Source organism: Ensifer sp. NM-2, from assembly GCF_003024455.1.
In the GTDB taxonomy this organism is placed as follows: domain Bacteria; phylum Pseudomonadota; class Alphaproteobacteria; order Rhizobiales; family Rhizobiaceae; genus Ensifer; species Ensifer canadensis.
In genome coordinates, this window is the sequence record NZ_PVZR01000008.1 from 94,454 (window position 1) to 116,047 (window position 21,594).

The 21,594-nt window shown below is 61.1% G+C and carries 25 protein-coding genes and 1 tRNA gene; 19 read left to right on the top strand and 7 right to left on the bottom strand.

Features of this window, described 5'->3' with window-relative positions; genetic code table 11:
* Positions 1–86: 86 nt before the first annotated feature.
* Positions 87–1,103: a porphobilinogen synthase gene (hemB, locus tag C6558_RS17565; protein WP_025426516.1), complete on the bottom strand. Its 1,017-nt coding sequence runs from the start codon at positions 1,101–1,103 to the stop codon at positions 87–89.
* A gap of 62 nt (positions 1,104–1,165) precedes the next feature.
* On the opposite strand from hemB, the gene C6558_RS41420 reads away from it, so the two are divergent.
* From C6558_RS41420 to C6558_RS17600, 8 genes are all read left to right on the top strand, one after another.
* Complete coding sequence (locus C6558_RS41420; protein ID WP_256371976.1) at positions 1,166–1,297, top strand: hypothetical protein; 132 nt, start codon at positions 1,166–1,168, stop codon at positions 1,295–1,297.
* Positions 1,287–1,724, top strand: a complete 438-nt coding sequence (locus tag C6558_RS17570) for a DUF6163 family protein (RefSeq protein ID WP_025426517.1) — start codon at positions 1,287–1,289, stop codon at positions 1,722–1,724. The genes C6558_RS41420 and C6558_RS17570 overlap by 11 nt, the downstream gene beginning before the upstream one ends.
* A 130-nt stretch (positions 1,725–1,854) precedes the next feature.
* Positions 1,855–2,367, top strand: a complete 513-nt coding sequence (gene ldtR / locus C6558_RS17575; RefSeq protein WP_025426518.1) for a transcriptional regulator LdtR — start codon at positions 1,855–1,857, stop codon at positions 2,365–2,367.
* Positions 2,368–2,756: 389 nt separating this feature from the next.
* A complete protein-coding gene (locus C6558_RS17580; protein ID WP_084814300.1) occupies positions 2,757–4,082 on the top strand; it encodes a murein L,D-transpeptidase in 1,326 nt (441 codons plus the stop codon).
* 183 nt (positions 4,083–4,265) lie between these two features.
* Positions 4,266–5,561 (top strand): serine hydroxymethyltransferase, encoded by a 1,296-nt coding sequence (gene glyA / locus C6558_RS17585; RefSeq protein WP_025426520.1) that lies wholly within the window; start codon positions 4,266–4,268, stop codon positions 5,559–5,561.
* Positions 5,562–5,571: 10 nt separating this feature from the next.
* Positions 5,572–6,045 carry a transcriptional regulator NrdR gene (gene nrdR, locus C6558_RS17590; protein ID WP_003529310.1) on the top strand — a complete coding sequence of 158 codons (474 nt, stop codon included), beginning with the start codon at positions 5,572–5,574 and terminating at the stop codon, positions 6,043–6,045.
* Between the two features lie 18 nt (positions 6,046–6,063).
* A complete protein-coding gene (gene ribD, locus C6558_RS17595) occupies positions 6,064–7,173 on the top strand; it encodes a bifunctional diaminohydroxyphosphoribosylaminopyrimidine deaminase/5-amino-6-(5-phosphoribosylamino)uracil reductase RibD (RefSeq protein WP_025426521.1) in 1,110 nt (369 codons plus the stop codon).
* Complete coding sequence (locus C6558_RS17600) at positions 7,173–7,793, top strand: riboflavin synthase (RefSeq protein ID WP_025426522.1); 621 nt, start codon at positions 7,173–7,175, stop codon at positions 7,791–7,793. The genes ribD and C6558_RS17600 overlap by 1 nt, the downstream gene beginning before the upstream one ends.
* A gap of 83 nt (positions 7,794–7,876) precedes the next feature.
* On the opposite strand, the gene C6558_RS17605 is transcribed toward C6558_RS17600, so the two are convergent.
* The 4 genes from C6558_RS17605 to C6558_RS17620 all read right to left on the bottom strand — a co-directional run bounded on the left by C6558_RS17605 (position 7,877) and on the right by C6558_RS17620 (position 10,481).
* Positions 7,877–8,227 carry a hypothetical protein gene (locus tag C6558_RS17605; RefSeq protein ID WP_025426523.1) on the bottom strand — a complete coding sequence of 117 codons (351 nt, stop codon included), beginning with the start codon at positions 8,225–8,227 and terminating at the stop codon, positions 7,877–7,879.
* A gap of 256 nt (positions 8,228–8,483) precedes the next feature.
* Positions 8,484–9,062 carry a GNAT family N-acetyltransferase gene (locus C6558_RS17610; protein WP_025426524.1) on the bottom strand — a complete coding sequence of 193 codons (579 nt, stop codon included), beginning with the start codon at positions 9,060–9,062 and terminating at the stop codon, positions 8,484–8,486.
* 33 nt (positions 9,063–9,095) lie between these two features.
* Positions 9,096–9,596, bottom strand: coding sequence for a cupin domain-containing protein (locus C6558_RS17615; RefSeq protein WP_025426525.1), 501 nt, complete (start codon positions 9,594–9,596; stop codon positions 9,096–9,098).
* Positions 9,597–9,767: 171 nt separating this feature from the next.
* A complete protein-coding gene (locus C6558_RS17620; protein WP_057211439.1) occupies positions 9,768–10,481 on the bottom strand; it encodes an HAD family phosphatase in 714 nt (237 codons plus the stop codon).
* Between the two features lie 278 nt (positions 10,482–10,759).
* Here C6558_RS17620 and ribH point away from each other — a divergent pair, with 278 nt between their 5' ends.
* The 4 genes from ribH (at position 10,760) to C6558_RS17640 (ending at position 15,272) form a co-directional block, all read left to right on the top strand.
* A complete protein-coding gene (gene ribH, locus C6558_RS17625; RefSeq protein WP_025426527.1) occupies positions 10,760–11,221 on the top strand; it encodes a 6,7-dimethyl-8-ribityllumazine synthase in 462 nt (153 codons plus the stop codon).
* Positions 11,218–11,700 (top strand): transcription antitermination factor NusB, encoded by a 483-nt coding sequence (gene nusB / locus C6558_RS17630; protein WP_025426528.1) that lies wholly within the window; start codon positions 11,218–11,220, stop codon positions 11,698–11,700. The genes ribH and nusB overlap by 4 nt, the downstream gene beginning before the upstream one ends.
* 31 nt (positions 11,701–11,731) lie before the next feature.
* Positions 11,732–12,937 carry an MFS transporter gene (locus C6558_RS17635; protein ID WP_038576864.1) on the top strand — a complete coding sequence of 402 codons (1,206 nt, stop codon included), beginning with the start codon at positions 11,732–11,734 and terminating at the stop codon, positions 12,935–12,937.
* A 199-nt stretch (positions 12,938–13,136) separates the two neighbouring features.
* Positions 13,137–15,272, top strand: a complete 2,136-nt coding sequence (locus C6558_RS17640) for a sodium-translocating pyrophosphatase (protein ID WP_107027580.1) — start codon at positions 13,137–13,139, stop codon at positions 15,270–15,272.
* Between the two features lie 70 nt (positions 15,273–15,342).
* Here C6558_RS17640 and C6558_RS17645 read toward each other — a convergent pair whose 3' ends face one another.
* Entirely contained in the window at positions 15,343–15,849 is a 507-nt protein-coding gene (locus tag C6558_RS17645; protein ID WP_025426531.1) for an outer membrane protein assembly factor BamE, read from the bottom strand.
* 138 nt (positions 15,850–15,987) lie between these two features.
* Here C6558_RS17645 and C6558_RS17650 point away from each other — a divergent pair, with 138 nt between their 5' ends.
* From C6558_RS17650 to C6558_RS17675, 6 genes are all read left to right on the top strand, one after another.
* Positions 15,988–16,527, top strand: coding sequence for a ubiquinol-cytochrome C chaperone family protein (locus C6558_RS17650; RefSeq protein WP_025426532.1), 540 nt, complete (start codon positions 15,988–15,990; stop codon positions 16,525–16,527).
* Positions 16,528–16,625: 98 nt separating this feature from the next.
* The gene (locus C6558_RS17655) at positions 16,626–17,177 is read left to right on the top strand and encodes a DUF177 domain-containing protein (protein ID WP_084814311.1); all 552 of its coding nucleotides are present in this window, start codon (positions 16,626–16,628) and stop codon (positions 17,175–17,177) included.
* Positions 17,178–17,378: 201 nt separating this feature from the next.
* Entirely contained in the window at positions 17,379–18,437 is a 1,059-nt protein-coding gene (gene plsX / locus C6558_RS17660; RefSeq protein WP_025426534.1) for a phosphate acyltransferase PlsX, read from the top strand.
* Between the two features lie 4 nt (positions 18,438–18,441).
* Positions 18,442–19,413: a beta-ketoacyl-ACP synthase III gene (locus C6558_RS17665; protein ID WP_057211437.1), complete on the top strand. Its 972-nt coding sequence runs from the start codon at positions 18,442–18,444 to the stop codon at positions 19,411–19,413.
* 92 nt (positions 19,414–19,505) lie between these two features.
* Positions 19,506–19,844, top strand: a complete 339-nt coding sequence (locus C6558_RS17670) for an integration host factor subunit alpha (RefSeq protein ID WP_025426536.1) — start codon at positions 19,506–19,508, stop codon at positions 19,842–19,844.
* 139 nt (positions 19,845–19,983) lie between these two features.
* The gene (locus C6558_RS17675; RefSeq protein WP_025426537.1) at positions 19,984–20,520 is read left to right on the top strand and encodes a MerR family transcriptional regulator; all 537 of its coding nucleotides are present in this window, start codon (positions 19,984–19,986) and stop codon (positions 20,518–20,520) included.
* A 409-nt stretch (positions 20,521–20,929) separates the two neighbouring features.
* On the opposite strand, the gene C6558_RS17680 is transcribed toward C6558_RS17675, so the two are convergent.
* Positions 20,930–21,163 (bottom strand): hypothetical protein, encoded by a 234-nt coding sequence (locus tag C6558_RS17680; protein WP_025426538.1) that lies wholly within the window; start codon positions 21,161–21,163, stop codon positions 20,930–20,932.
* Between the two features lie 344 nt (positions 21,164–21,507).
* Here C6558_RS17680 and C6558_RS17685 point away from each other — a divergent pair.
* A tRNA-Pro gene (locus tag C6558_RS17685) sits at positions 21,508–21,584 on the top strand.
* Positions 21,585–21,594: the final 10 nt, after the last annotated feature.

Sequence of the window (21,594 nt, forward strand, 5' to 3'; positions counted from 1 at the left end):
AGTTGTAAGCTCGATATGGGTTGGCATTGCGTGCAAAACAAGGATTGCCCGCCACGCGCCGCCTGCAGTTTGCAAAGGTGAGGGCGTTACCGCCCCTTGGCCAGGATCCTTGCGACCTCGATGGCGAAGTAGCTGAGGATGCCGTCGCAGCCGGCGCGCTTGAAGGCGAGCAGCGTTTCGAGCATCACCTTCTCGCCGTCGATCCAGCCATTGGCGGCCGCCGCCTTGACTTGAGAGTATTCGCCCGACACCTGGTAGGCGAAAACCGGAAGGCCGAAGGCCTCCTTCATGCGCCAGCAGATGTCGAGGTAGGGCAGGCCGGGCTTGACCATCAGCATGTCGGCGCCTTCCTCGACGTCGAGTGCGGCGTCGCGGATCGCCTCGGTGCCGTTGGCCGGGTCGATATAATAGGTCTTCTTGTCGCCCTTGAGCAGACCGCCGGTGCCGATCGCCTCGCGATAGGGACCGTAGAAGCCGGAAGCGAATTTCGTCGCATAGGCCATGATGCCGACATTCTGGTGGCCCGCCGCGTCGAGCGCCTGGCGGATCGCACCGATGCGACCGTCCATCATGTCGGAAGGCGCGATGATATCGGCGCCGGCGTCGGCCTGGCCGACAGCGGCCCTGGCGATCGTCTCCACCGTCTCGTCGTTGACGATTTCGCCATCGCGCAGGATGCCGTCGTGGCCGTGGCTGGTGAACGGGTCGAGCGCCACGTCGGTTATGACGCCGATCTCGGGCACGGCCTTCTTGAAGGCGCGCGTCGCCTGGTTGATGAGATTGTCGGCGGCAAGGCTGTTGGAGCCGGTCTCGTCGCGCAGCGACAGATCTATATTGGGAAAGGTGGCGATTGCCGGGATGCCGAGATCGGCGGCTTCTTTCACCGCTTCCACCGCCGTGTCGATGCTCATGCGGTTGACGCCAGGCATGGCATCGATCGGCTGCACGATGTTGCTGCCCGGCACGATGAAGATCGGCCAGATCAGGTCGTCGACCGTCAGGCGGTTTTCCTGCACCAGCCGGCGCGTCCAATCGGCCTTGCGGTTGCGGCGCATGCGGCGGTGTCCGGTAATCCTGTCCACAAGATTCGTCCTGTCGTTCATCGCGCCGCGCCTTTCCTTGGAAACTGTGAGGTGGCATGCGCTTTATCATGTGGGGGCCACGCTTGGAAACCGCGCCGCGCACGACCGGCCTGCGGCATTTCTTCCCCGTCGCCAATCGACAAAGGGGGGGAGGGGCTTCCTTCGTGCTGGCGGATGGCGTCGACCCGCCCTATCTTGCCGCCCATGCTTCATGATTCTGCCCATGTGCCGAAACCATCGCTGACCGAGATCCTTTTCGGTCTGTTCCTGCGGCTGGTGTCGGCCTCGTGCTTCTGGTTCGCGCTGAACTATTGGGCCATGCTGATCGGCTTCTCCCATGGCGGTGCCGGCCGTTTCGATCTATTGACGCCGGAGTGGCGGGCAGCGGCTACCGCGCTTGCCGTGGTCTACCCCGTGGCTGCCCTCGGGCTGTGGCTGCTGGTCTCCTGGGGACCGGTGGTCTGGGTGGTAGCGGCAGCGATCGAAATCGCGATGTACGAGTTCTATCCCGTCAGTTTCGGCGCCCGTCCGTTGCTGATTGCGCTGCACGGGGCCGTCGCCGTTACCTTCATCCTTTTCAGGGCCGCGCTGTTCTATCAACGCTACCGGCAGGCGAGACAGGTAAGAGTTGATTCACCCTGAGACAGACTCGCCGAATGGTAAGCTCATGTTAAGGCTGCGGTTTAAGTAGAATTTTAGACGTATTCGATAGGGTCTCACTCAAGGCGGGAAGACAAACAGACACCGCCAAACAAAACAGTGAGGCAGTCAAATGAACACGAAGATGAAGCCGCAGGTCGCTGCGCCCCGAGACCCTCAGGAAGAAACCATCCGCGGTCTCTACATGGAATCCCTCCACCTCGTCGAGCGTCTGCACCGCCGTCTGCTCGACGTTATCAAGGACGAGTTCGACCGTCAGGGTCGCGACGATGTCAACGCCGTCCAGGCTCTGTTGCTGTTCAACATCGGCAACTCCGAGCTGACCGCCGGCGAGCTTCGCTCCCGCGGCTACTACCTCGGCTCGAACGTCTCCTACAACGTCAAGAAGCTCGTCGACCTCGGTCTCATCAACCACCAGCGCTCACGGGTCGACCGTCGTTCGGTCCGCATCAGCCTGACGGAAGACGGTCAGGAAATCGCCGAAACCGTCGCCAAGCTCTACGAGCGTCACATCGGCTCGATCCAGAAGGTTGGCGGCATCGGTTCAGATGAGTTCACCCAGATGAACAAGCTGCTGCAGCGCCTCGATCGCTTCTGGAACGACTCGATCATGTACCGCCTGTAATCGGCGTCGCTTACCTCCAGTTCAATGGCCGGACGCAATCCTTGCGTGTCCGGCCTTTGCCGTTTTTCGGTCCCGGCGATGTTGCCGAAAGGCCGCAGTGGGCCCAAGCAAGAGGCGTGCCACATGCCTTCGGCCGCCGCCCGAGACACGAATTGGCCATATTGGTGTGACAGCGACGAGAGCATGCGGTAGGTGCGCCCACGTGTTTTCATCGATGTGGTTTCGTTTCGCGTACGCCTGCCGGATGAGGGACCTCGCTCGCGGTATCGTGAAATGCGAGGGCAGGGTGGCTCGTTGGTTGACCTTTGTTAACCACGATCGTGTTAGGGCTCCGGCAACATGCGTGCCTGCGCATAGGGCGCGTGCCAACGCATTGGGATGGTAGGAATATGTCGAAAAAGAATGGAATTGATGCATTCTCGCGCCGTGCATTTCTGCGCTCGGCCGCAACCTTCGGTGCCGTCGCTTGCGCGGGAGCCGCGGGCGCACAGGACGCCCTGAACGAGATCATCAATTCGCCACGCCGCGGCTCCTGGGACGACCAGTACGACGCCAAGGCATCGCGCACGGCGACCACGGTCGTGTCCAATACGCCGGTCTTCGGCCCGGAGACGATCAGCCATGTCCAGCAGGCGATCTTCGACTATCAGAACATCGTTTCGTCACGCGGTTGGCCGATGGTGGCAACCAGCCTCAAGCTCGAGATCGGCGTTACCGATCCTTCGGTGCAGCAACTGCGCCAGCGCCTGATGGTTTCCGGCGACCTGCCGCGTTCGGCCGGCATTTCGTCGCAGTTCGATTCCTACGTCGACGGCGCCGTAAAGCGCTTCCAGGCCCGCCACGGCCTCCCGGCGGACGGCGTCATTGGCGAATACACGCTGAAGGCCATCAACGTTCCGGCGACCACCCGTCTCGGCCAGTTGCAGACCAATCTCGTGCGCCTGCAGTCGATGTCCGGTGACCTCGGCCGCCGCTACGTGATGGTCAACATCCCGGCTGCCTACATCGAAGCTGTGGAGAACGGCCGCGTCGCGCTGCGCCACACCGCCATCGTCGGCAAGATCGACCGCCAGTCGCCGATCCTCAATTCCAAGATCTACGAGGTCATTCTCAACCCCTATTGGACCGCGCCGCGCTCGATCATCCAGAAGGATATCATGCCGCTGATGCGCAAGGATCCGACCTACCTGAAGCGCAATGCCATCCGCCTGTTCGATGGCAGCGGTGGCGAAGTGTCGCCAGAAACGGTCGACTGGAATGCCGAGAAGGCGCCGAACCTGATGTTCCGTCAGGATCCGGGCAAGATCAACGCGATGTCGTCGACGAAGATCAACTTCCACAACGAGCATCAGGTCTACATGCACGATACGCCGCAGCAGGGCCTGTTCAACAAGCTGATGCGTTTCGAATCGTCCGGCTGCGTTCGCGTCCAGAACGTTCGCGACCTTTCGAGCTGGCTGTTGAAGGAAACACCCGGCTGGTCGCGCCAGCAGATGGAAGCCACGATCAAGACCGGCGTCAACACTCCGATCACGCTGGCCGAAGAAGTTCCGGTCTTTTTCACCTACATCACCGCCTGGTCGGCGACAGATGGCGTCGTCCAGTTCCGCGACGACATCTATCAGCGCGATGGCGCGACAGAACTTGCACTGCAGACGCCCTATGGCGTCGAGCAGTCCTCCGGCTCGGTCGAGCAGGACGCTCTGCCGCAATAAGCAAAGTCGGGACAATAATTTGAAAAAGCCGCGCTTGCCTTGGCAGTGCGGCTTTTTCGTTGGTCCATGGCTGCGATGTTTAGGCGCGGCAGATGGGGGAAATGACGCAAACCGCACAGCGGATATTGCTCTCGCCGTGCGAGGAAGCTAAAGAACTGCCACCTTTGAGAGGAGCCTCGCCCGATGCTTGCACAGAACAATGATGCCTTCTTCACCCGCTCTCTCGCCGACAGCGATCCGGAAATCTTCGGTGCGATCGAAAAGGAGCTGGGTCGCCAGCGCCACGAGATCGAACTGATCGCCTCCGAGAACATCGTTTCGCGCGCCGTGCTCGAGGCCCAGGGCTCGATCATGACCAACAAATATGCCGAGGGCTATCCGGGCAAGCGCTATTACGGCGGCTGCCAGTTCGTTGATATCGCCGAGGAATTGGCGATCGAGCGTGCCAAGAAGCTCTTCGGTGCCAAGTTCGTCAACGTGCAGCCGAACTCCGGCTCGCAGATGAATCAGGCCGTGTTCCTGGCACTCCTGCAGCCAGGCGACACCTTCATGGGTCTCGACCTCAATTCGGGCGGTCACCTGACGCACGGCTCGCCGGTCAACATGTCCGGCAAGTGGTTCAACGTGGTTTCCTACGGCGTTCGCGAGAGCGATCACCTGCTTGACATGGACGCCGTCGCCGAGAAAGCGCGCCAGCATAAGCCGAAGCTGATCATCGCCGGCGGCACCGCCTATTCCCGCATCTGGGACTGGAAGCGTTTCCGCGAGATCGCCGACGAAATCGGCGCCTATCTGATGGTCGACATGGCGCACATTGCCGGCCTCGTTGCCGGTGACCAGCATCCGTCGCCGGTTCCGCATTGCCACGTTGCAACGACGACCACACACAAGTCGCTGCGCGGCCCGCGCGGTGGCATGATCCTGACCAATGACGAGGATATCGCCAAGAAGATCAACTCGGCGGTCTTCCCGGGTCTCCAGGGTGGCCCGCTGATGCACGTCATCGCCGCCAAGGCCGTTGCCTTCGGCGAAGCGCTGCAGCCGTCCTTCAAGGACTATGCGGCCCAGGTCGTCAACAACGCCCGCACGCTTGCAGAGACGCTCAAGGCGAACGGCCTCGACATCGTTTCCGGCGGCACCGACAACCACCTGATGTTGGTTGACCTGCGCAAGAAGAACGCGACCGGCAAGCGCGCCGAGGCAGCCCTTGGCCGCGCCTATGTCACCTGCAACAAGAACGGCATCCCGTTCGATCCCGAAAAGCCGTTCGTCACGTCGGGTGTCCGTCTCGGCACTCCGGCCGGCACGACGCGTGGCTTCAAGGAAGCCGAATTCAAGGAAATCGGTGAACTGATCGTCGAAGTGCTCGACGGCCTCAAGGTCGCCAACTCCGACGAAGGCAATGCTGCCGTCGAAGCGGGTGTGCGCGAGAAGGTGATGAAGCTCACCGAACGCTTCCCGATGTACGGCTACATGTGATCGGCTCATCATGCGCTGCCCCTATTGCGGTTCCGAAGACAGCCAGGTGAAGGACAGCCGTCCGGCAGAGGACGGCAACGCCATTCGTCGTCGCCGTATCTGCCCGGATTGCGGTGGTCGCTTCACGACCTTCGAACGGGTGCAGCTGCGTGAGCTGATGATCATCAAGAAGACCGGTCGGAAGGTGCCTTTCGACCGGGACAAACTACTGCGGTCTTTCGAGATCGCACTGAGAAAGCGCCCTGTAGATCGCGACCGCATCGAGCGGGCAGTTTCCGGCATCGTGCGACGGCTCGAAAGCTCCGGCGAGACCGAGATCCCTTCGGAAGAGATCGGCCTGCAGGTGCTGGAAGCGCTGAAGAGCCTCGACGATGTCGCTTTCGTCCGCTACGCATCGGTCTATCGGGATTTCTCCCACGCCGAAGATTTCGAGAAGGTCATCGCCGAGATCAGCGCCAAGATTGCGCGCGACCCCGGCGAATAGGAAAGCGCCCGGATCGCCATGGCCAATCCCACCCGTGAGGACGAGAGGTTTATGGCGGCGGCGCTGCGGCTGGCACGCCATCATCTCGGACAGACATCCACAAACCCATCGGTCGCCTGCCTGATCGTGAAGGATGGCATTGTCGTCGGACGGGCGGTAACCGCCAGCAGCGGTCGTCCGCATGCGGAAGCCCAGGCGCTTGCCGAAGCCAGAGAACGGGCGCGGCGCGCGACCGCCTATGTCACCCTCGAACCGTGCTCGCATCACGGCAAGACGCCGCCCTGCGCCGATGCGCTTGTCGCCGCCGGCGTTGCCCGTGTCGTCATCTCGATCCTCGACCCCGATGAACGCGTTGCCGGCCGCGGCGTCGTGCGTTTGCGCGATGCTGGAATCACGGTCGATATCGGCCTACTGCCGGAGGAGGGGCATCGCGCGCTCGAAGCCTATCTCATGCGGCAGGTCAGCAAACGTCCGCATGTGACTCTCAAGCTTGCCATTTCTGCCGACGGCATGATCGGCCGCAAAGGGGCTGGACAGGTCCGTATTACCGGTCCGATTTCCAGGGCGCAGGTTCAGATCCTCAGGGCGCAAAGCGACGCGATCCTGGTGGGCATCGGTACGGCGACCGCCGACGATCCGGAATTGACCGTGCGTCTTCCCGGACTTGAAGACCGCTCGCCCGTCCGCATCGTTCTCGATCGACGCTTGGACCTTTCTCCCGGATCGAAGCTCGTGCGCTCAGCACGCGATGTCCCGCTGATTGTCGTCTCCGGCGAGCCGTCGGGGCAACCGGAACTGGAGCCGGCTGGCGACCGGGCTGGCCGCCGCGCGGCGTTGGAGGCCGCCGGTGTCGAGGTGCTGGAAACCGGATCGGTCGCCGATCTGCTGACAGCGCTCGGTTCTCGCGGCATTTCCTCGCTGCTCGTCGAGGGTGGTGCCGTTGCCGCTCGTGCTTTCCTGGAGAGTGGCCTCGTCGATCGCATCCAGATCTATACCGGTCCGCAACAGATTGGCGAAAACGGTATCGCGTCCCCATTTGATCGGAAGTCCGTTCCTGCCGGCTTCACGCTCGTCAATTCCGCACGATACGGCGACGACCTTTTCGAAGAATACGAAAGAGAGAACTGATGTTCACAGGCATTGTCACTGATATCGGTACCGTTGACGCCGTTACGCCGCTGAAGGAAGGCGTGAAGCTGCGCGTCGCCACCAATTACGATCCGAAGACCATCGACATGGGGGCGTCCATCGCCCATTCCGGCGTTTGCCTGACGGTCACGGCTTTGCCTGATGGTGGCAGCAACGAGCGCTGGTTCGAGGTCGAGGCATGGGAGGAGGCGTTGCGGCTGACGACCATAGCCGGCTGGAAGAAGGGCACACGCATCAATCTCGAGCGGTCACTGAAGATCGGCGATGAACTCGGCGGCCATCTCGTTTCCGGTCATATCGACGACAAGGCCGAGATTCTCTCGATCGAATCTGAAGGTGATGCTGTCCGGTTCCGGTTGCGTGCACCAGCGCATCTGGCCAAGTTCGTTGCGCCCAAGGGGTCCGTCGCACTGGACGGCACGTCGCTTACAGTCAACAAGGTCGATGGCGCCGAGTTCGACGTGCTGCTGATCCGGCATTCGCTTGAGGTGACGACCTGGGGCGAACGCCAGGCTGGCGATTTCGTCAATTTCGAAGTCGATACGATGGCGCGCTACGCCGCCCGCCTTGCGGAGTTTCCCGCGCCGAAGGCTGAATAGGCGATCGCAGCCGCCGAGACCCGACAAGGTGCACCACCTCGAATGTGGAGATGGTGCACCTTTTTAGGTTGACCGCGCGCGGTTCAACGCACGTATAGGGTGAGGCTTCCGTTGGCACTCTGCACAGCGCCCGCTATATTGCCCATTTCGACGTTCTTGGCCTTCAGCGCGGCGGCTAATCCAGCGTTGCTGTTGACCGCCGCTTGCAAGGCGGCGCGCTGTTCTGGCGTCGCATGCTCGATCCACATGCGTGTCTGATCTTGTTCGCTCAGCGTACCGACATCGACGATGGTGAAGTTGTCTCCCTTGAACTCTTGCACCGTCTTCTCGATTTCAGCCGGCCATTCCATTTTGGCGTCTTGAGCGTGGGGGATAGCTGCGAAGGCGAGGGAAGAGAAAGCAGCAATGATTGATAGCTTGGCAATGCGATTCATGGTCATGCTCCCTGGTTGTTTGCGGCGCAGTAACCGGTAACCTGATACCCGAACATATTACCCAGTGCGGGTTTCTGGCGGGCCTGCTGGGGATGCGCATGGCAGTCGCCAGCGGGCTGTATTACGGGTGACTTACCCGCAGCGAAATTTGTTGGACGTCGACTGATCAGGTGGTGTTGCCTAAGGTTATAATTCGCCTCCACCCGAGGCCCAGCAACCTTACTTGCGATCTAGGCGTTTGGCAATTCAGGATTGTTTACGTTGCCAAATTCGCAGGCATTTGCCCCAAATGGGCCGTGGCACCAGCAAGCGGTCGTTGCCGTTCAAACATGATCACATGGGTTCCGTGATAGGACGTGCGCCAGAATTCCTTAAAGCCATGCTTTTCTGCGACGCGGATCGAAGCATTGTTGCCGACATCGATGATGCAGGTCTTCCGCAACTTCGGAAACTGTCGGTCGGCCCATTCGAGCGCGGCGGTAACAGCCTCGGTTGCAAGCCCCTGGCCATGTGCCTTGGGCGAAAGCGCCCATCCGGTTTCCATGGTTCCTTCGAGCGATGGCGTGATCAGCCGATGAACGTCATGAAAACCCGCTTCTCCGAGAAAGGTGCCGGTCGCTCGATCCTGGATGGCGAAGAAGCCGAAGCCGAAATAGTGCCACATGCCGACCTGGCGCAGGAACCGCGTCCAGGACTGCTCTCGCGTGTAGGGAACGCCGCCGACGAAACGCGTTACCTCACTGTCGGCAAACAGGGCGGCATAGGCCGTGAAGTCGTCACGTCGATAGGGACGCAGGACCAGGCGTTCGGTCTCGATGATAGGAACACTGTGCATGTTTTATCCACTGCTATTGGTTTGGAAAGGGGATCAGATGCCGGGCTCGCCGTCCCAGTAGTCGACGGCACTTTCAGGCCTGCCGGTGAACTGGAACCGGCGTTCGCCGCCGGCCGTGCGCGTCCTGGCGTGAAACTTTCCGGAATCCGGGTATTCGCAGATCTCGGTTGCGGCCATCGTCGAGATGGAGAGATATTTGAGCGGCACGGTTCCGGTGTTGATCAGGTGGTGTGCCGTCTCGGGGCCGCCGGCAGGTGCGCCCAGGATGTCCCCAGGCCCGACAGCGTAGCGCTCGGCGCCGAACCGATAGGTGCCTTCGCCTTCGAGGATGACGAACAGTTCCTCTTCCACATGATGGTTGTGGAACGGGCAACCGGATTTGCCCGGTGGCACTTCGCCATAGCCGATGCCTAGGTCTTTCAGCCCCAGCCGGCCGCCGAAAGACGCGTCGCGTGACTCGAAAAACGTGCCTTCCGACCAATGGTCGAGGGCAAGATCCCTCGGGTTGATGATGGGTTTGTTGGTGTCCGCCATGTATTCCTCCCTGGCGCTATCGGCGTCGCACGGGGCGACCTTAGTGGCTCCTCCGTGTCGCGCTTGATTTTTGGTCTGCCGACAATCGGTCAGGTGTCCGGCGGCGGCCATTCGTTCTTACGGGAAAATTTGCATTCGAAACGTGAAGAAAGGCGCGTGGCAATTCTGTCTTCAGGCAGGGGCATGGGCGCCTCGCGAATGGTTGAGGAGCGCGTGGTGAACCTGGCCGAGGTGGGCGGCGACATTGACGCAAAGGCTGCGGATCTCTTCCGTTGCCGCCAGCAGATCCGGCACCATGATCGTCATCATGCCGGCCGATGATGCCGAGCGCACGCCGTTATGGCTGTCCTCAAGCGCAAGGCAAAGCTCGGGCGGGACATCGAGCCGCCGAGCAGCCGTCAGGAAAGGTTCGGGATGCGGCTTGCCCAGTTGGTAGTCGCCGTGAGCGACGACGACAGGGAAGCGGTCGAACAATCCATGAAGGCCGAGGTTTCGCTCGACATCGTGATGCTCTGACGATGTGGCGATCGCAAAGGGAATGCCGAGGTCTTCCAATAGGTCGATGAGTTCGACCACACCCGGCTTCAACCGCAGTTCGGTCGTTGTCAGGGTATGGAAGGTGGCGGACGCCTGCCGCCAAAACCCGTCGAGATCGAAGTCTGCTCCGAAATGTCTGCTGAGTGATTGTCGCGTCGCTTCGCCGGAAAGCCCTATGGTCGCGAGATAAAGCGACAGCGGCATGATCTGCCCGAGCGCCTGCGCAGTCGTAAGCATCGCGTCGCGATAGAGTGCCTCGGTATCGAAGAGCAGGCCGTCCATGTCGAAGACGACGGCCTGAGGCATACTGGGCAGACGAATAGATATCGACGGATCGACATCATGCATTAGGGACAACCTTCGCTCGACTTCCATTGTCCGGGCCGGCTTTCTCTCCGGCCAGGCGTTGTGTAAGGTTTGATTATTGTCATTGTCGGCAACGCCTGGCTACCCCCTCAAGCGTGACACAAGCGTACCGCCCCATCTGGAGCGGGCAGGGCGCTACCGGCGTGCGACGCGGCAAAAGGGCGCCGAGAGCGGAATTTGCTTGCCATTCGACGCCGGTCATGGTTTGACCGCCGCCTCAGCCGGTCGCACCGGCGCAGAAATCTCAAGACAGGTGACCCATGGCGAAGACCAAGGCTGCCCACATCCTGATTGTGGAAGCACGCTTCTATGACGATATGGCCGACGCGTTGCTCGATGGCGCCAAACATGCGCTGGATGCAGCCGGCGCGACCTATGATATCGTGACAGTTCCCGGCGCACTCGAAATCCCGCCGGCAATCGCCATGGCGCTCGATGGCGCGGACGACGGCGGCACGGGCTACGACGGCTTCGTCGCGCTCGGCATGGTCATTCGCGGCGAGACCTATCATTTCGATATCGTCGCGAACGAATCCTCGCGTGCGATCATGGACCTCGCCGTCAGCGAAAGCCTTGCCATCGGCAACGGCATCCTGACGGTCGAAAATGATGATCAGGCCTGGGCGCGGGCGCGCCGGTCGGAAGGCGACAAGGGCGGCTTTGCAGCGCGCGCTGCGTTGACGATGATTGAACTGAAGAACAAATTGGGCACGGAACAGTGACGAACACCCCCTCGGATCAGCCGTTGAAACAGGCTAACCAACGCGGCGCGGCGCGTCTCGCGGCCGTGCAGGCGCTCTACCAGATGGATATCGGCGGCACCGGCGTGCTCGAAGTCGTCGCTGAATACGAAATGCACCGCCTCGGCCAGGAACTGGACGGCGATACCTATCTGAAGGCTGATGCGTCCTGGTTCCGCTCGATCGTTGCAGGCGTCGTGCGCGATCAGCGCAAGCTCGACCCGCTGATCGGCTCGGCATTGCAGGACGACTGGGCGCTGTCGCGGCTCGATTCCACCGTTCGTGCCATCTTGCGCGCCGGGACATTCGAGATGCTGGAGCGCAAGGACGTGCCTGTTGCGGTGATCGTCACCGAATATGTCGAAATTGCCAAGGCTTTCTTCGGAGACGACGAGCCGAAGCTGGTGAACGCCGTTCTTGACCGAATTGCCCGGCAGGTTCGCGGCGAACCCAAGAAGTAGCGCGGCCATGGTTGCGGCTGCCGTCGATGATATGGGCTCTGCCCTTCGCGAAGCGCGCCGCAACGTTTTCCTTCTAACGGCGGCGCAGGCGATCCTTGGCGTCGTCGGCCCGATCTGTTTTGCCGTCGGCGGCGTTGCCGGCTATCAATTGCTGGCAGACGACAAGTCGCTGGCGACAGCACCTCTGACTGCCTACAACGTCGGCATGGCGCTCGGTGTCATTCTCGTGGCAACGCTCTCGCGCCTCATCGGCCGACGCTTCGCCTTCATGGTCGGCACCGGGATTGCGTCGGTAGGCGCCGCAATCGCCGCGGTTGCGCTGTTCCGCGAGAGCTTCTGGCTCTTTGCCTTCGGTCTTGCCATTCTCGGCTCCTCCAACGGGTTTACACAAAAGCTGCGCTTCGCGGCCGCCGATGCTGCGCCGTCCTTCTACAAACCGAAGGCGATATCGTGGATCCTGGGCGGCGGCATCGTTTCCGCGATTCTCGGCCCACAGATCGTCATTTTCGCCGGTGATCTCTTCGCGCCCGTTGCCTTTGTCGGGGCCTTCATCGCCTTGCTGCCGGTCTGCCTGCTGGCCGCATTCTTCTTCGCGCCATTGCGTCTGCCGGAGCAGGGGACCGTGGCTAGCGAGCATCATGGCCAGGCCGCCCGCTCGCTCAGTGAGATCGTTCGCAACCAACGCTTCATCACCGGCATGGTCTGCGGCATATCCAGCTACGCGCTGATGACATTCATGATGACCGGTGCACCGGTCGCCATGGTCGTCGGCTGCGGCTTTTCCACCGAGCTTGCCACGCTCGGCATCCAGTGGCACGTGCTCGCAATGTTTGCGCCCAGCTTCTTTACGGGGTGGCTGATCACACGCTTCGGCGCCGAGCGCATCGTCGCCTGCGGGCTGCTGCTGCTCATGGCCTGCGCGGCCGTCGCCCACATGGGTCTGGAACTCTGGAACTTCTGGGGCGCTCTGGTGCTTCTCGGTCTGGGCTGGAATTTCGGTTTCATCGGCTCGACCGCCATTGTTGCCGGCAGTTATCGCCCACAAGAGGCCGACAAGGTGCAGGCCTTCCACGACATCATCCTCTTTACCACCGTCGCGCTCTCGTCCTTTGCCTCTGGCAAGGTTCTCTCGGTCTATGGCTGGGATATGCTGAACGCCGTCGTCTGGCCGGTGACATCAGTCTGCCTTCTTCTGCTCTTCTTGCTGATGCGTACTCGTCCCAGCGTTGCGGCCTGAGCCACCGCTTTTCTCCAAAATCTTCCGTTCGCAAAGGTCCGCCGGTAGTTAGTTTTCCGGGGCTTGACGATCTTTCGTTGCAACCGCACTCTGGCCGCGCCGTGAGGGGTGCTGCTTGAGGAGGTGGTGCGTGATTCGCGGATTTGAGGGGCCTGCGGCCGGGAGTGAGTCCGCGGGTTGAAACGGAGGGTAATGCGAAATGACCATTTTGTTGGGCGTTATCGCATGCGGGTTGCTCGCGGTGGCTTATGCCATCTGGGCAACACGGTCGGTGCTTGCCGCCGACCAGGGGAACGCCCGCATGCAAGAAATCGCAGGCTACATTCGTGAGGGGGCGCAGGCCTATCTCACACGTCAGTACAGAACCATTGCCATCGTCGGCGTCGTCGTTTTCATCGGCGCCTGGGTTCTACTTTCTTCCGCAGCCGCGTTCGGCTTTCTCGTTGGGGCAGTGCTTTCGGGCGCTGCCGGTTTCATCGGCATGCACATTTCCGTTCGCGCAAACGTGCGCACCGCGCAGGCGGCTTCGGTCAGCCTCGCATCCGGCCTCGATATTGCCTTCAAATCCGGCGCGATCACCGGCCTTCTCGTCGCAGGCCTCGCCCTGCTCGGCGTATCGGTCTATTACCTCATCCTGACAGCAGGTCTGGGTCACGAGCCCGGTTCGCGTGAAGTGATCGACGCGCTGGTGGCGCTCGGGTTCGGCGCATCGCTGATCTCGATCTTTGCCCGTCTCGGCGGCGGCATCTTTACCAAGGGTGCTGATGTCGGCGGCGACCTCGTCGGTAAGGTGGAAGCCGGAATCCCGGAAGATGATCCGCGCAACCCTGCGACGATTGCCGACAACGTCGGCGATAATGTCGGCGACTGCGCGGGCATGGCGGCCGACCTGTTCGAAACCTACGCTGTCTCGGTGGTCGCAACCATGGTGCTGGCTTCAATCTTCTTTGCCGGCACGCCAGTGCTCTCGACCGTGATGGCTTACCCCCTGGCGATTTGCGCGACCTGCATCATCACCTCGATCATCGGCACCTTCTTCGTCAAGCTCGGCAGCAACAACTCGATCATGGGCGCTCTCTACCGCGGCCTGATCGTGACGGGTGCGCTGTCGATCGTCGGCCTGGGTGCGGCCACATCGCTGACGATCGGCTGGGGTTCGATCGGCACCGTCGCGGGCCAGGATATTACCGGCTGGAACCTGTTCCTGTGCGGTATCCTCGGCCTCGTGGTCACCGCATTAATCGTGGTCATCACCGAATACTACACTGGCACCAACAAGCGCCCGGTGAACTCCATCGCGCAGGCGTCGGTCACCGGTCACGGCACGAACGTCATCCAGGGCCTTGCAGTCTCGCTGGAATCGACGGCATTGCCGGCGATTGTCATTGTCGGGGGCATCATTTCGACCTACCAACTGGCCGGCCTGTTCGGCACCGGGATTGCCGTAACCGCGATGCTTGGCATTGCCGGTATGATCGTTGCACTCGACGCCTTCGGTCCGGTGACGGACAATGCGGGCGGCATCGCGGAGATGTCGCATCTGCCACCGGAAGTGCGCAAGTCTACCGACGCGCTCGATGCCGTCGGCAATACGACGAAGGCCGTAACCAAGGGCTATGCCATTGGCTCGGCCGGGCTCGGCGCGCTGGTTCTGTTTGCGGCCTACGCCAACGACCTCAGCTACTTTGCCGCCAATGGCGACAAATATCCGTACTTCGCTGATGTCGGTCAGATCTCCTTCGATCTCTCGAACCCCTATGTCGTTGCCGGACTGATCTTCGGCGGCCTCATTCCCTATCTCTTCGGCGGCATCGCGATGACGGCCGTCGGGCGTGCGGCAGGTTCGATCGTCGAGGAAGTGCGCCGCCAGTTCCGCGAAAAGCCGGGTATCATGGCCGGCACGGAAAAGCCGGACTATGGTCGCGCGGTCGACCTGCTCACCAAGGCGGCGATCCGCGAAATGATCGTTCCGTCGCTGCTGCCGGTTCTGGCGCCGCTCGTCGTCTATTTCGGCGTGCTGTTGCTGTCCGGCTCGAAGGCATCCGCTTTCGCGGCACTTGGCGCGTCGTTGCTTGGCGTGATCGTCAATGGCCTGTTCGTGGCGATCTCGATGACCTCGGGCGGCGGCGCCTGGGACAACGCCAAGAAGAGCTTTGAGGACGGTTTCGTCGACAAGAGCGGCACTCGGCACCTCAAGGGCTCCGAAGCGCACAAGGCGTCGGTGACCGGTGATACTGTCGGCGATCCCTACAAGGATACGGCAGGCCCCGCGGTGAACCCGGCAATCAAGATCACCAACATCGTGGCGTTGCTGCTTCTGGCAGTCCTTGCCTGATCCTATCCCCAAAACGCAAAAGGCCCGCGGAACATCGTTCCGCGGGCCTTTTCTTTGCGATCGGGTGAACTTAGTTGCCGAAGTCCTTGAACAGGCTTCGCGCTGCAGCCTGTCCGGCGCCGGGGCCGGTCAGCAACTGGCCGAGGAAGCTCGTTTCCTTGCCGCCGGTCGGCGTCGTACGCGTCAGCATGTCGAAGACCTTGCCGTCCTTGAGCGTGTAGTGCGCGAGCTGGCTGACCGTGCCTTCCTTGTCGAAATAGACGGCAAGAATCGACTGGTCGACGAGCTGCGGCTTCATGAACGCGACAGGCCGTTTGCGGGTCTGCGAGATGTAGTAGAATACCTCGTTGTCGAAGGTCGCGGTCGTCGACGGTGTGCCGAGCGAAAGCATGACCTGTTCACGGCTGGAACCGACCGGAACGAGATTTAGCGTTTCCTGGTCAACCACATAACCCTGGTGGAGAACTTCACCGACATTAGCGGACTGGCAGGCGGAGAGAGCAATGGTGCTAACAGTCGCTACGGCCGCAACTCGGCCTAGGACCTTCAAATTTGTTCTGAAAAACCGCTTCGTCAACGACAGCTCCCTTTGGAGTAACGATGGCATATCCGCCATTGCAATTCGTGCATGCTTCGGTAAACCAGCTTCGGCTATCATGCAACAACGTCATGGGCGCTTGCGCGCATTTCGAGAAAGCCAAAGCTGGGCTTTGTGATGATTTTTGGACTGTTCAAAAGAAAAAGCGGCAATATTGCGATTGTCGAACGGCAATATGCATTGTTGACCGCGGCGGCACGTCAGCCGCACCTCTATACGGACCTCGACGTGCCCGACACGGTGATGGGGCGTTTCGAGATGCTGTCGGCCGTGCTGATCCTTTATTTCCGGCGCACGCGCGGGTCGGCGCGCGCCGGCCAGGAGATCGCTCAGGAGATCGTCGACGCCTTCTTCGAGGATGTCGACCATTCGATCCGCGAGCTTGGCGTCGGTGATGCCGGCGTGCCGAAGAAGATGAAGAAGCTGGCCGGAATGTTCTATGGCCGGCTCGAATCCTATGCGGCGGCACTCGAAGGTCGAGATGCGTCCTCGCTTGCTGCGGCGCTGAAGCGTAACTTCTATCCGAAGGGCGATCAGGGTGAGCCGGGGATGGATGGCCTGGCTGCCTATCTCCTCTCTGTCGAGGAGCGGCTCGCGACTGAACCGGAAGAGCGCGTCGAAACCGGCCAGTTGCGCATCCCCACCGCCGGAGAGTAAGAGACGCCATCGATGCCCGTGCGCCCTTGAACCTGGCGTGCGGCACTATCCGCGAAGAGCGTGCCGGCAACGGCGCCCGCGCGAGGAAGGATCTGATCATGAAAGACGATAGCCGACCGGCATTCTCCTACGCGGTGAAGGTCGGGCATATCTCGGCCAATGCCGTGACCGTGCGGCTCTCGGCAAACGAGAGCGAACGGCAAGCGCTTGCCGAACTCTGGGATGTGCGCGAAGTCCTGTCGCTTTCAGCGGATCTGCAGATCGCGCGCTGGAAGAAGGACGGTGTCAAGATCAAGGGTGACGTTACCGCTCGGATCGTGCAGTCCTGCGTCGTGACCCTCGAGCCAGTCGAGGCCGATATCAAGGAATCCATCGATTCTATCCTCGTACCGGAAGGATCGAGGCTCGCCCGCCAGGCCAGCAATGATGGCGGTGAGATGATCCTCAGCCCCGACGGCCCCGATATCCCCGATACCTTTACCGGCGACACGATCGATGCCGGCGTCGTCGTCAGCGAGCATGTGGCGCTGGCGATCGAACCTTATCCGCGCAAACCGGGCGTGACTTTCGGTGCGCGCATCGAAAGCACGGCGGCCGACGACGAGAAGCCGAACCCGTTTGCAGCGCTGAAGGACTGGAAAAAGGACTGAGGCCGCCAAAGCCTCCCCTACAATTCGGTTGTCACGCGGGCGAAAAGCAGTATTTTGGCCCGACTCCGGCCAAATGAGCCGCCGCAGCGACCTGCCGCGTGCCTGGCTCAAGCGTCAGAAGCAATATGTATCGTCGTTGCGTTCGAAAGCGTGCGCCACGGCAGCACGTGTTGTGTGGCAGGAAAAAAGGATAAGACACGCGTGGTCAGAATTTCTCTTGACGTGATGGGCGGCGACTATGGTCCTGAAGTCGTCATCCCGGGCGCCGCACGGGCGCTTGAACGTCATCCGGACATAAGGTTTGTCCTGTTCGGCATAGAAGCGCAATGCGCTGATATCTTGGCCAAACACCCCAAGCTCAAGGCCAATAGCACCTTCCACGATTGCGAGATCGCAGTCGCCATGGATGAGAAGCCGAGCCAGGCGCTGAGGCGCGGCCGCGGCAAGTCGAGCATGTGGCGGGCGATCGATGCGATCAACGCCGGTGAGGCCGACGTCGTCGTCTCGGCCGGCAATACCGGCGCGCTGATGGCCATGTCGGTCTTCTGCCTGCGCACGATGCGGGGCATCCAGCGCCCGGCGATCGCCGCGATCTGGCCGACGCTCAAGGGCGAGAGCATCGTGCTCGACGTCGGCGCCACCATCGGTGCCGATGCGCAGCAGCTCATGGATTTCGCGCTGATGGGCGGCGCCATGGCACGAGCGTTGTTCGAGATAGAACGCCCGACCGTCGGCCTGCTCAATGTCGGCGTCGAAGAAATCAAGGGCCAGGAAGAAGTCAAGGAAGCCGGGCGCCTCATCCGTGACGCCAATATCGAAGGCTTCGATTATTACGGTTTCGTCGAAGGCGACGATATCGGACGCGGCACCGTCGACGTAGTTGTCACCGAGGGCTTCTCCGGCAATATCGCGCTCAAGGCCGCCGAAGGAACGGCGCGACAGATCGCCGAATATCTCCGCGCGGCCATGTCGCGCACGCTGATGGCCAAGATCGGCTACATCCTGGCCAAAGGTGCCTTCGACCGCCTGCGCGAAAAAATGGACCCGCGCAAGGTTAATGGCGGCGTCTTTCTCGGCCTCAATGGTGTCGTGATCAAGAGCCATGGTGGCGCCGATGGCGAGGGCTTTGCGGCCGCTATCGACGTCGGCTATGACATGGTGAAAAATGGCCTGAAGGCGAAGATCGAGATCGATCTGGCGAAGTACCATGGCGCCGAGCCGCCGAGCGCGCTTCCCGCCGGCATGAATGATGAGGTTTGAATAAATGATCCGTTCCGTCGTTCGCGGCTTCGGTGCAGCGTTGCCGAAGCGCATTGTCACCAATCAGGAGCTGGAATCCAAGGTCGATACGTCAGACGAGTGGATCGTGCAGCGCACCGGCATCCGCCAGCGCTACATCGCCGGCGAAGGCGAAACCACGGCGTCGCTTGGCGAGGCCGCTGCACGCGCAGCACTGGACAATGCCGGGCTGACGGCGGCTGATCTCGACCTGATCATTCTGGCGACGTCAACGCCAGACAACACCTTTCCGGCAACTGCGGTCAACATTCAGAACCGGCTCGGCATGCACCATGGCGCGGCCTTCGATCTGCAGGCGGTCTGTTCGGGCTTCATCTACGCGGTAACGACGGCGGACGCCTATATCCGTGGTGGGCTGGCAAGGCGTGTTCTGGTGATCGGTGCCGAGACGTTCTCACGCATTCTCGATTGGTCCGATCGCACGACCTGCGTGCTCTTCGGCGATGGCGCTGGCGCGATCATCCTGGAAGCCCAGAAAGGCGAGGGCACGATTGCCGATCGCGGCGTGCTCACTGCCAAGTTGCGCTCCGATGGTGCGCATCGCGAAAAGCTTTATGTCGATGGCGGACCATCGACAACGGGTACCGTCGGCCATCTCAAGATGGAAGGCCGCGAAGTCTTCAAGCATGCCGTCGGCATGATCACCGACGTGATCGAGGCCGCCTTCGAGGCCACGGGAACGACGGCGGAAGACATCGATTGGCTCGTGCCGCACCAGGCCAACCGCCGTATCATCGATGGTTCGGCCAAGAAGCTCGGCATCCCGCTCGATAAGGTTGTGGTAACAGTCGATCTCCATGGCAACACCTCTGCCGCGTCCATTCCGCTGGCTCTGAACACCGCGGCGGCGGACGGCCGGATCAAGAAGGGCGATCTCGTTCTGCTTGAAGCCATGGGGGGTGGCTTCACATGGGGCTCCGTTCTGATACGCTGGTAAAAAATGCTGAGGCAACGCAGGCGCTTGACCGCAAAAGGCAAGGGCAATAGTCTTCGGTCGCTGATCGGCGTGCCAGACATCGGTGGGGGAAGATGAGCGGAAAAACAGTAACACGAGCAGACTTGGCTGAGTCGGTTTTTCGCAAGGTGGGTCTGTCTCGTACAGAGTCTGCCGAGTTGGTGGAAACCGTCATTGACGAAATATGCAACGCAATCGTGCGTGGCGAGAGTGTGAAACTATCCTCCTTCGCGACCTTTCAAGTTCGCGATAAGAACGAGCGCATCGGCCGCAACCCGAAGACCGGTGAGGAAGTGCCGATTTCGCCGCGGCGGGTGATGACCTTCAAGGCGTCTAACGTCCTGAAGCAGCGGGTGTTGAAATCGCATCTGAGCCGCAAGGCCAAGCTGAAGCCGGCCTCTCCCGTATCGTAAGCGGAGGTCGGCAACCACAATGTGGTTGAAAACCCATCCATAAGCCGTTGAAATGGAGCCGATTCGTGCGATCATCGCACGACATCGGTTCATTGCGCTTAGGCTTGCCCTGAGTCGCATGACATGGAATGGGAACGAAATGGAAAAAAGCCCCGACGCTTTTCGCACCATCAGCGAGGTCGCCGACGATCTCGATCTGCCGCAGCACGTCCTGCGCTTCTGGGAAACACGCTTCCAGCAGATCAAGCCGATGAAGCGTGGTGGCGGCCGGCGTTATTATCGCCCTGAAGATGTCGACCTGCTGAAGGGCATCCGTCACCTGCTCTATGATCATGGCTACACGATCAAAGGCGTGCAGAAGCTGCTGAAGGCCAACGGCAACAAATTCGTGGCGGCGATCGCCAGCGGCGATCTGGCGACGGTTGAGGCCCTGGCCGCCTCGAGCAACGAGGAGCCGCTACCGCCGAAGGCCGGCTTGTCCGACGAGGATCAGATCGTCGGTCGCGCCAAGGCGCCAGCCAGCCGCCGCTTTTTCTCCTTCGGCGGCGGCAATGACGACGTTCCGGAAATCTCTCTCGGCAAGTCCTCCTCCGTCGGCAAGGAAGATCGGGCGCTGCTTCAAGAGGCGCTTTACGATCTCCTGGAATGCAAGCGTTTGCTTGATCAGGCGCGGTAACTGGCGCCTGCTGATTCGGCAGCGAAGGTTGCGCGTCGGCGAGGCAGAGGCGCAGGCCGCGAAAGTAGAGGGGCTGTGCAGGTCACGCCGGAGGATTGCGGCAACTACGCCGGTCCCGAGCTGATGAAGCACGCCTCGATCCTGTCGCATAGTCGAATCACTTCACCGATGCAGGTGCGCGCTAAGGGTGTTCTTTGGGTGTCCTTTGATGGACTGCACAACTCCTTAAATTGACGGTGATTCAAGGGGGCTGCGGCGGGCCTTTAGCCGTGACTCATTCGACGTACACCCGTCGGCGTTCGCCTGAGAGCGAGAGCTGATCGCAAAGGGACCCCAGGGCCTGAGCTATTTTGCGCGAGGTCCTGATGGTTCTGGAAGATCGCGGATAGGCGGAAAGCGGTCCTGCATGTCAGGCAGCGTTCAGATCCGCAATCTCGCCGAACTGGACCAATAGGCGAGGGCTACTCATGTCGCCGCTTTCTTCGTCCACCTGGACAGCATAGGCGGCGACGCCGACATGCCTCGGCGCCATAGCCGCCGCAACCTTCTCTGCCCCAGCCGCGGTCGTGGCGGCACGCATCTCGCCGGGCGCGAGCCCACCGCGAACGCGTTTAAAGGGCATGATGATAAATTTCTCTGACATGGCAAAGCCTCCAATTTGTTCTACAAATGTTCTGATGCTGGTCAGAAGTCAACGGCTTAATTCTGCGGGAGACCAATCGCTCGTTTGCGCTGCAGAAAGACGGGCCTAGCTGGGTTGCCAGCCCTGTGAAGGGAGGGGCGAAGCGGCGGTGTGGCGACAACCGTTGCCGGCAGTGACCGCCGCGTTCACATGGAGTGTATTCTAGACCGACAATCGCAAAGTTTTGACCTGTGGGACTTCTCGTCCCATTTTCCACTTATCCACGCCGTTTGTTCCTTTTTCCTGCCGGGCCCGAAATTCCCGCTTGCGCTCTAAGCGTTGAGAATATAGGGATTTCCTCGGTCCGGAGCGTAGCGCAGCCCGGTAGCGCACTTGACTGGGGGTCAAGGGGTCGTGGGTTCGAATCCCGCCGCTCCGACCATTTCAATCAC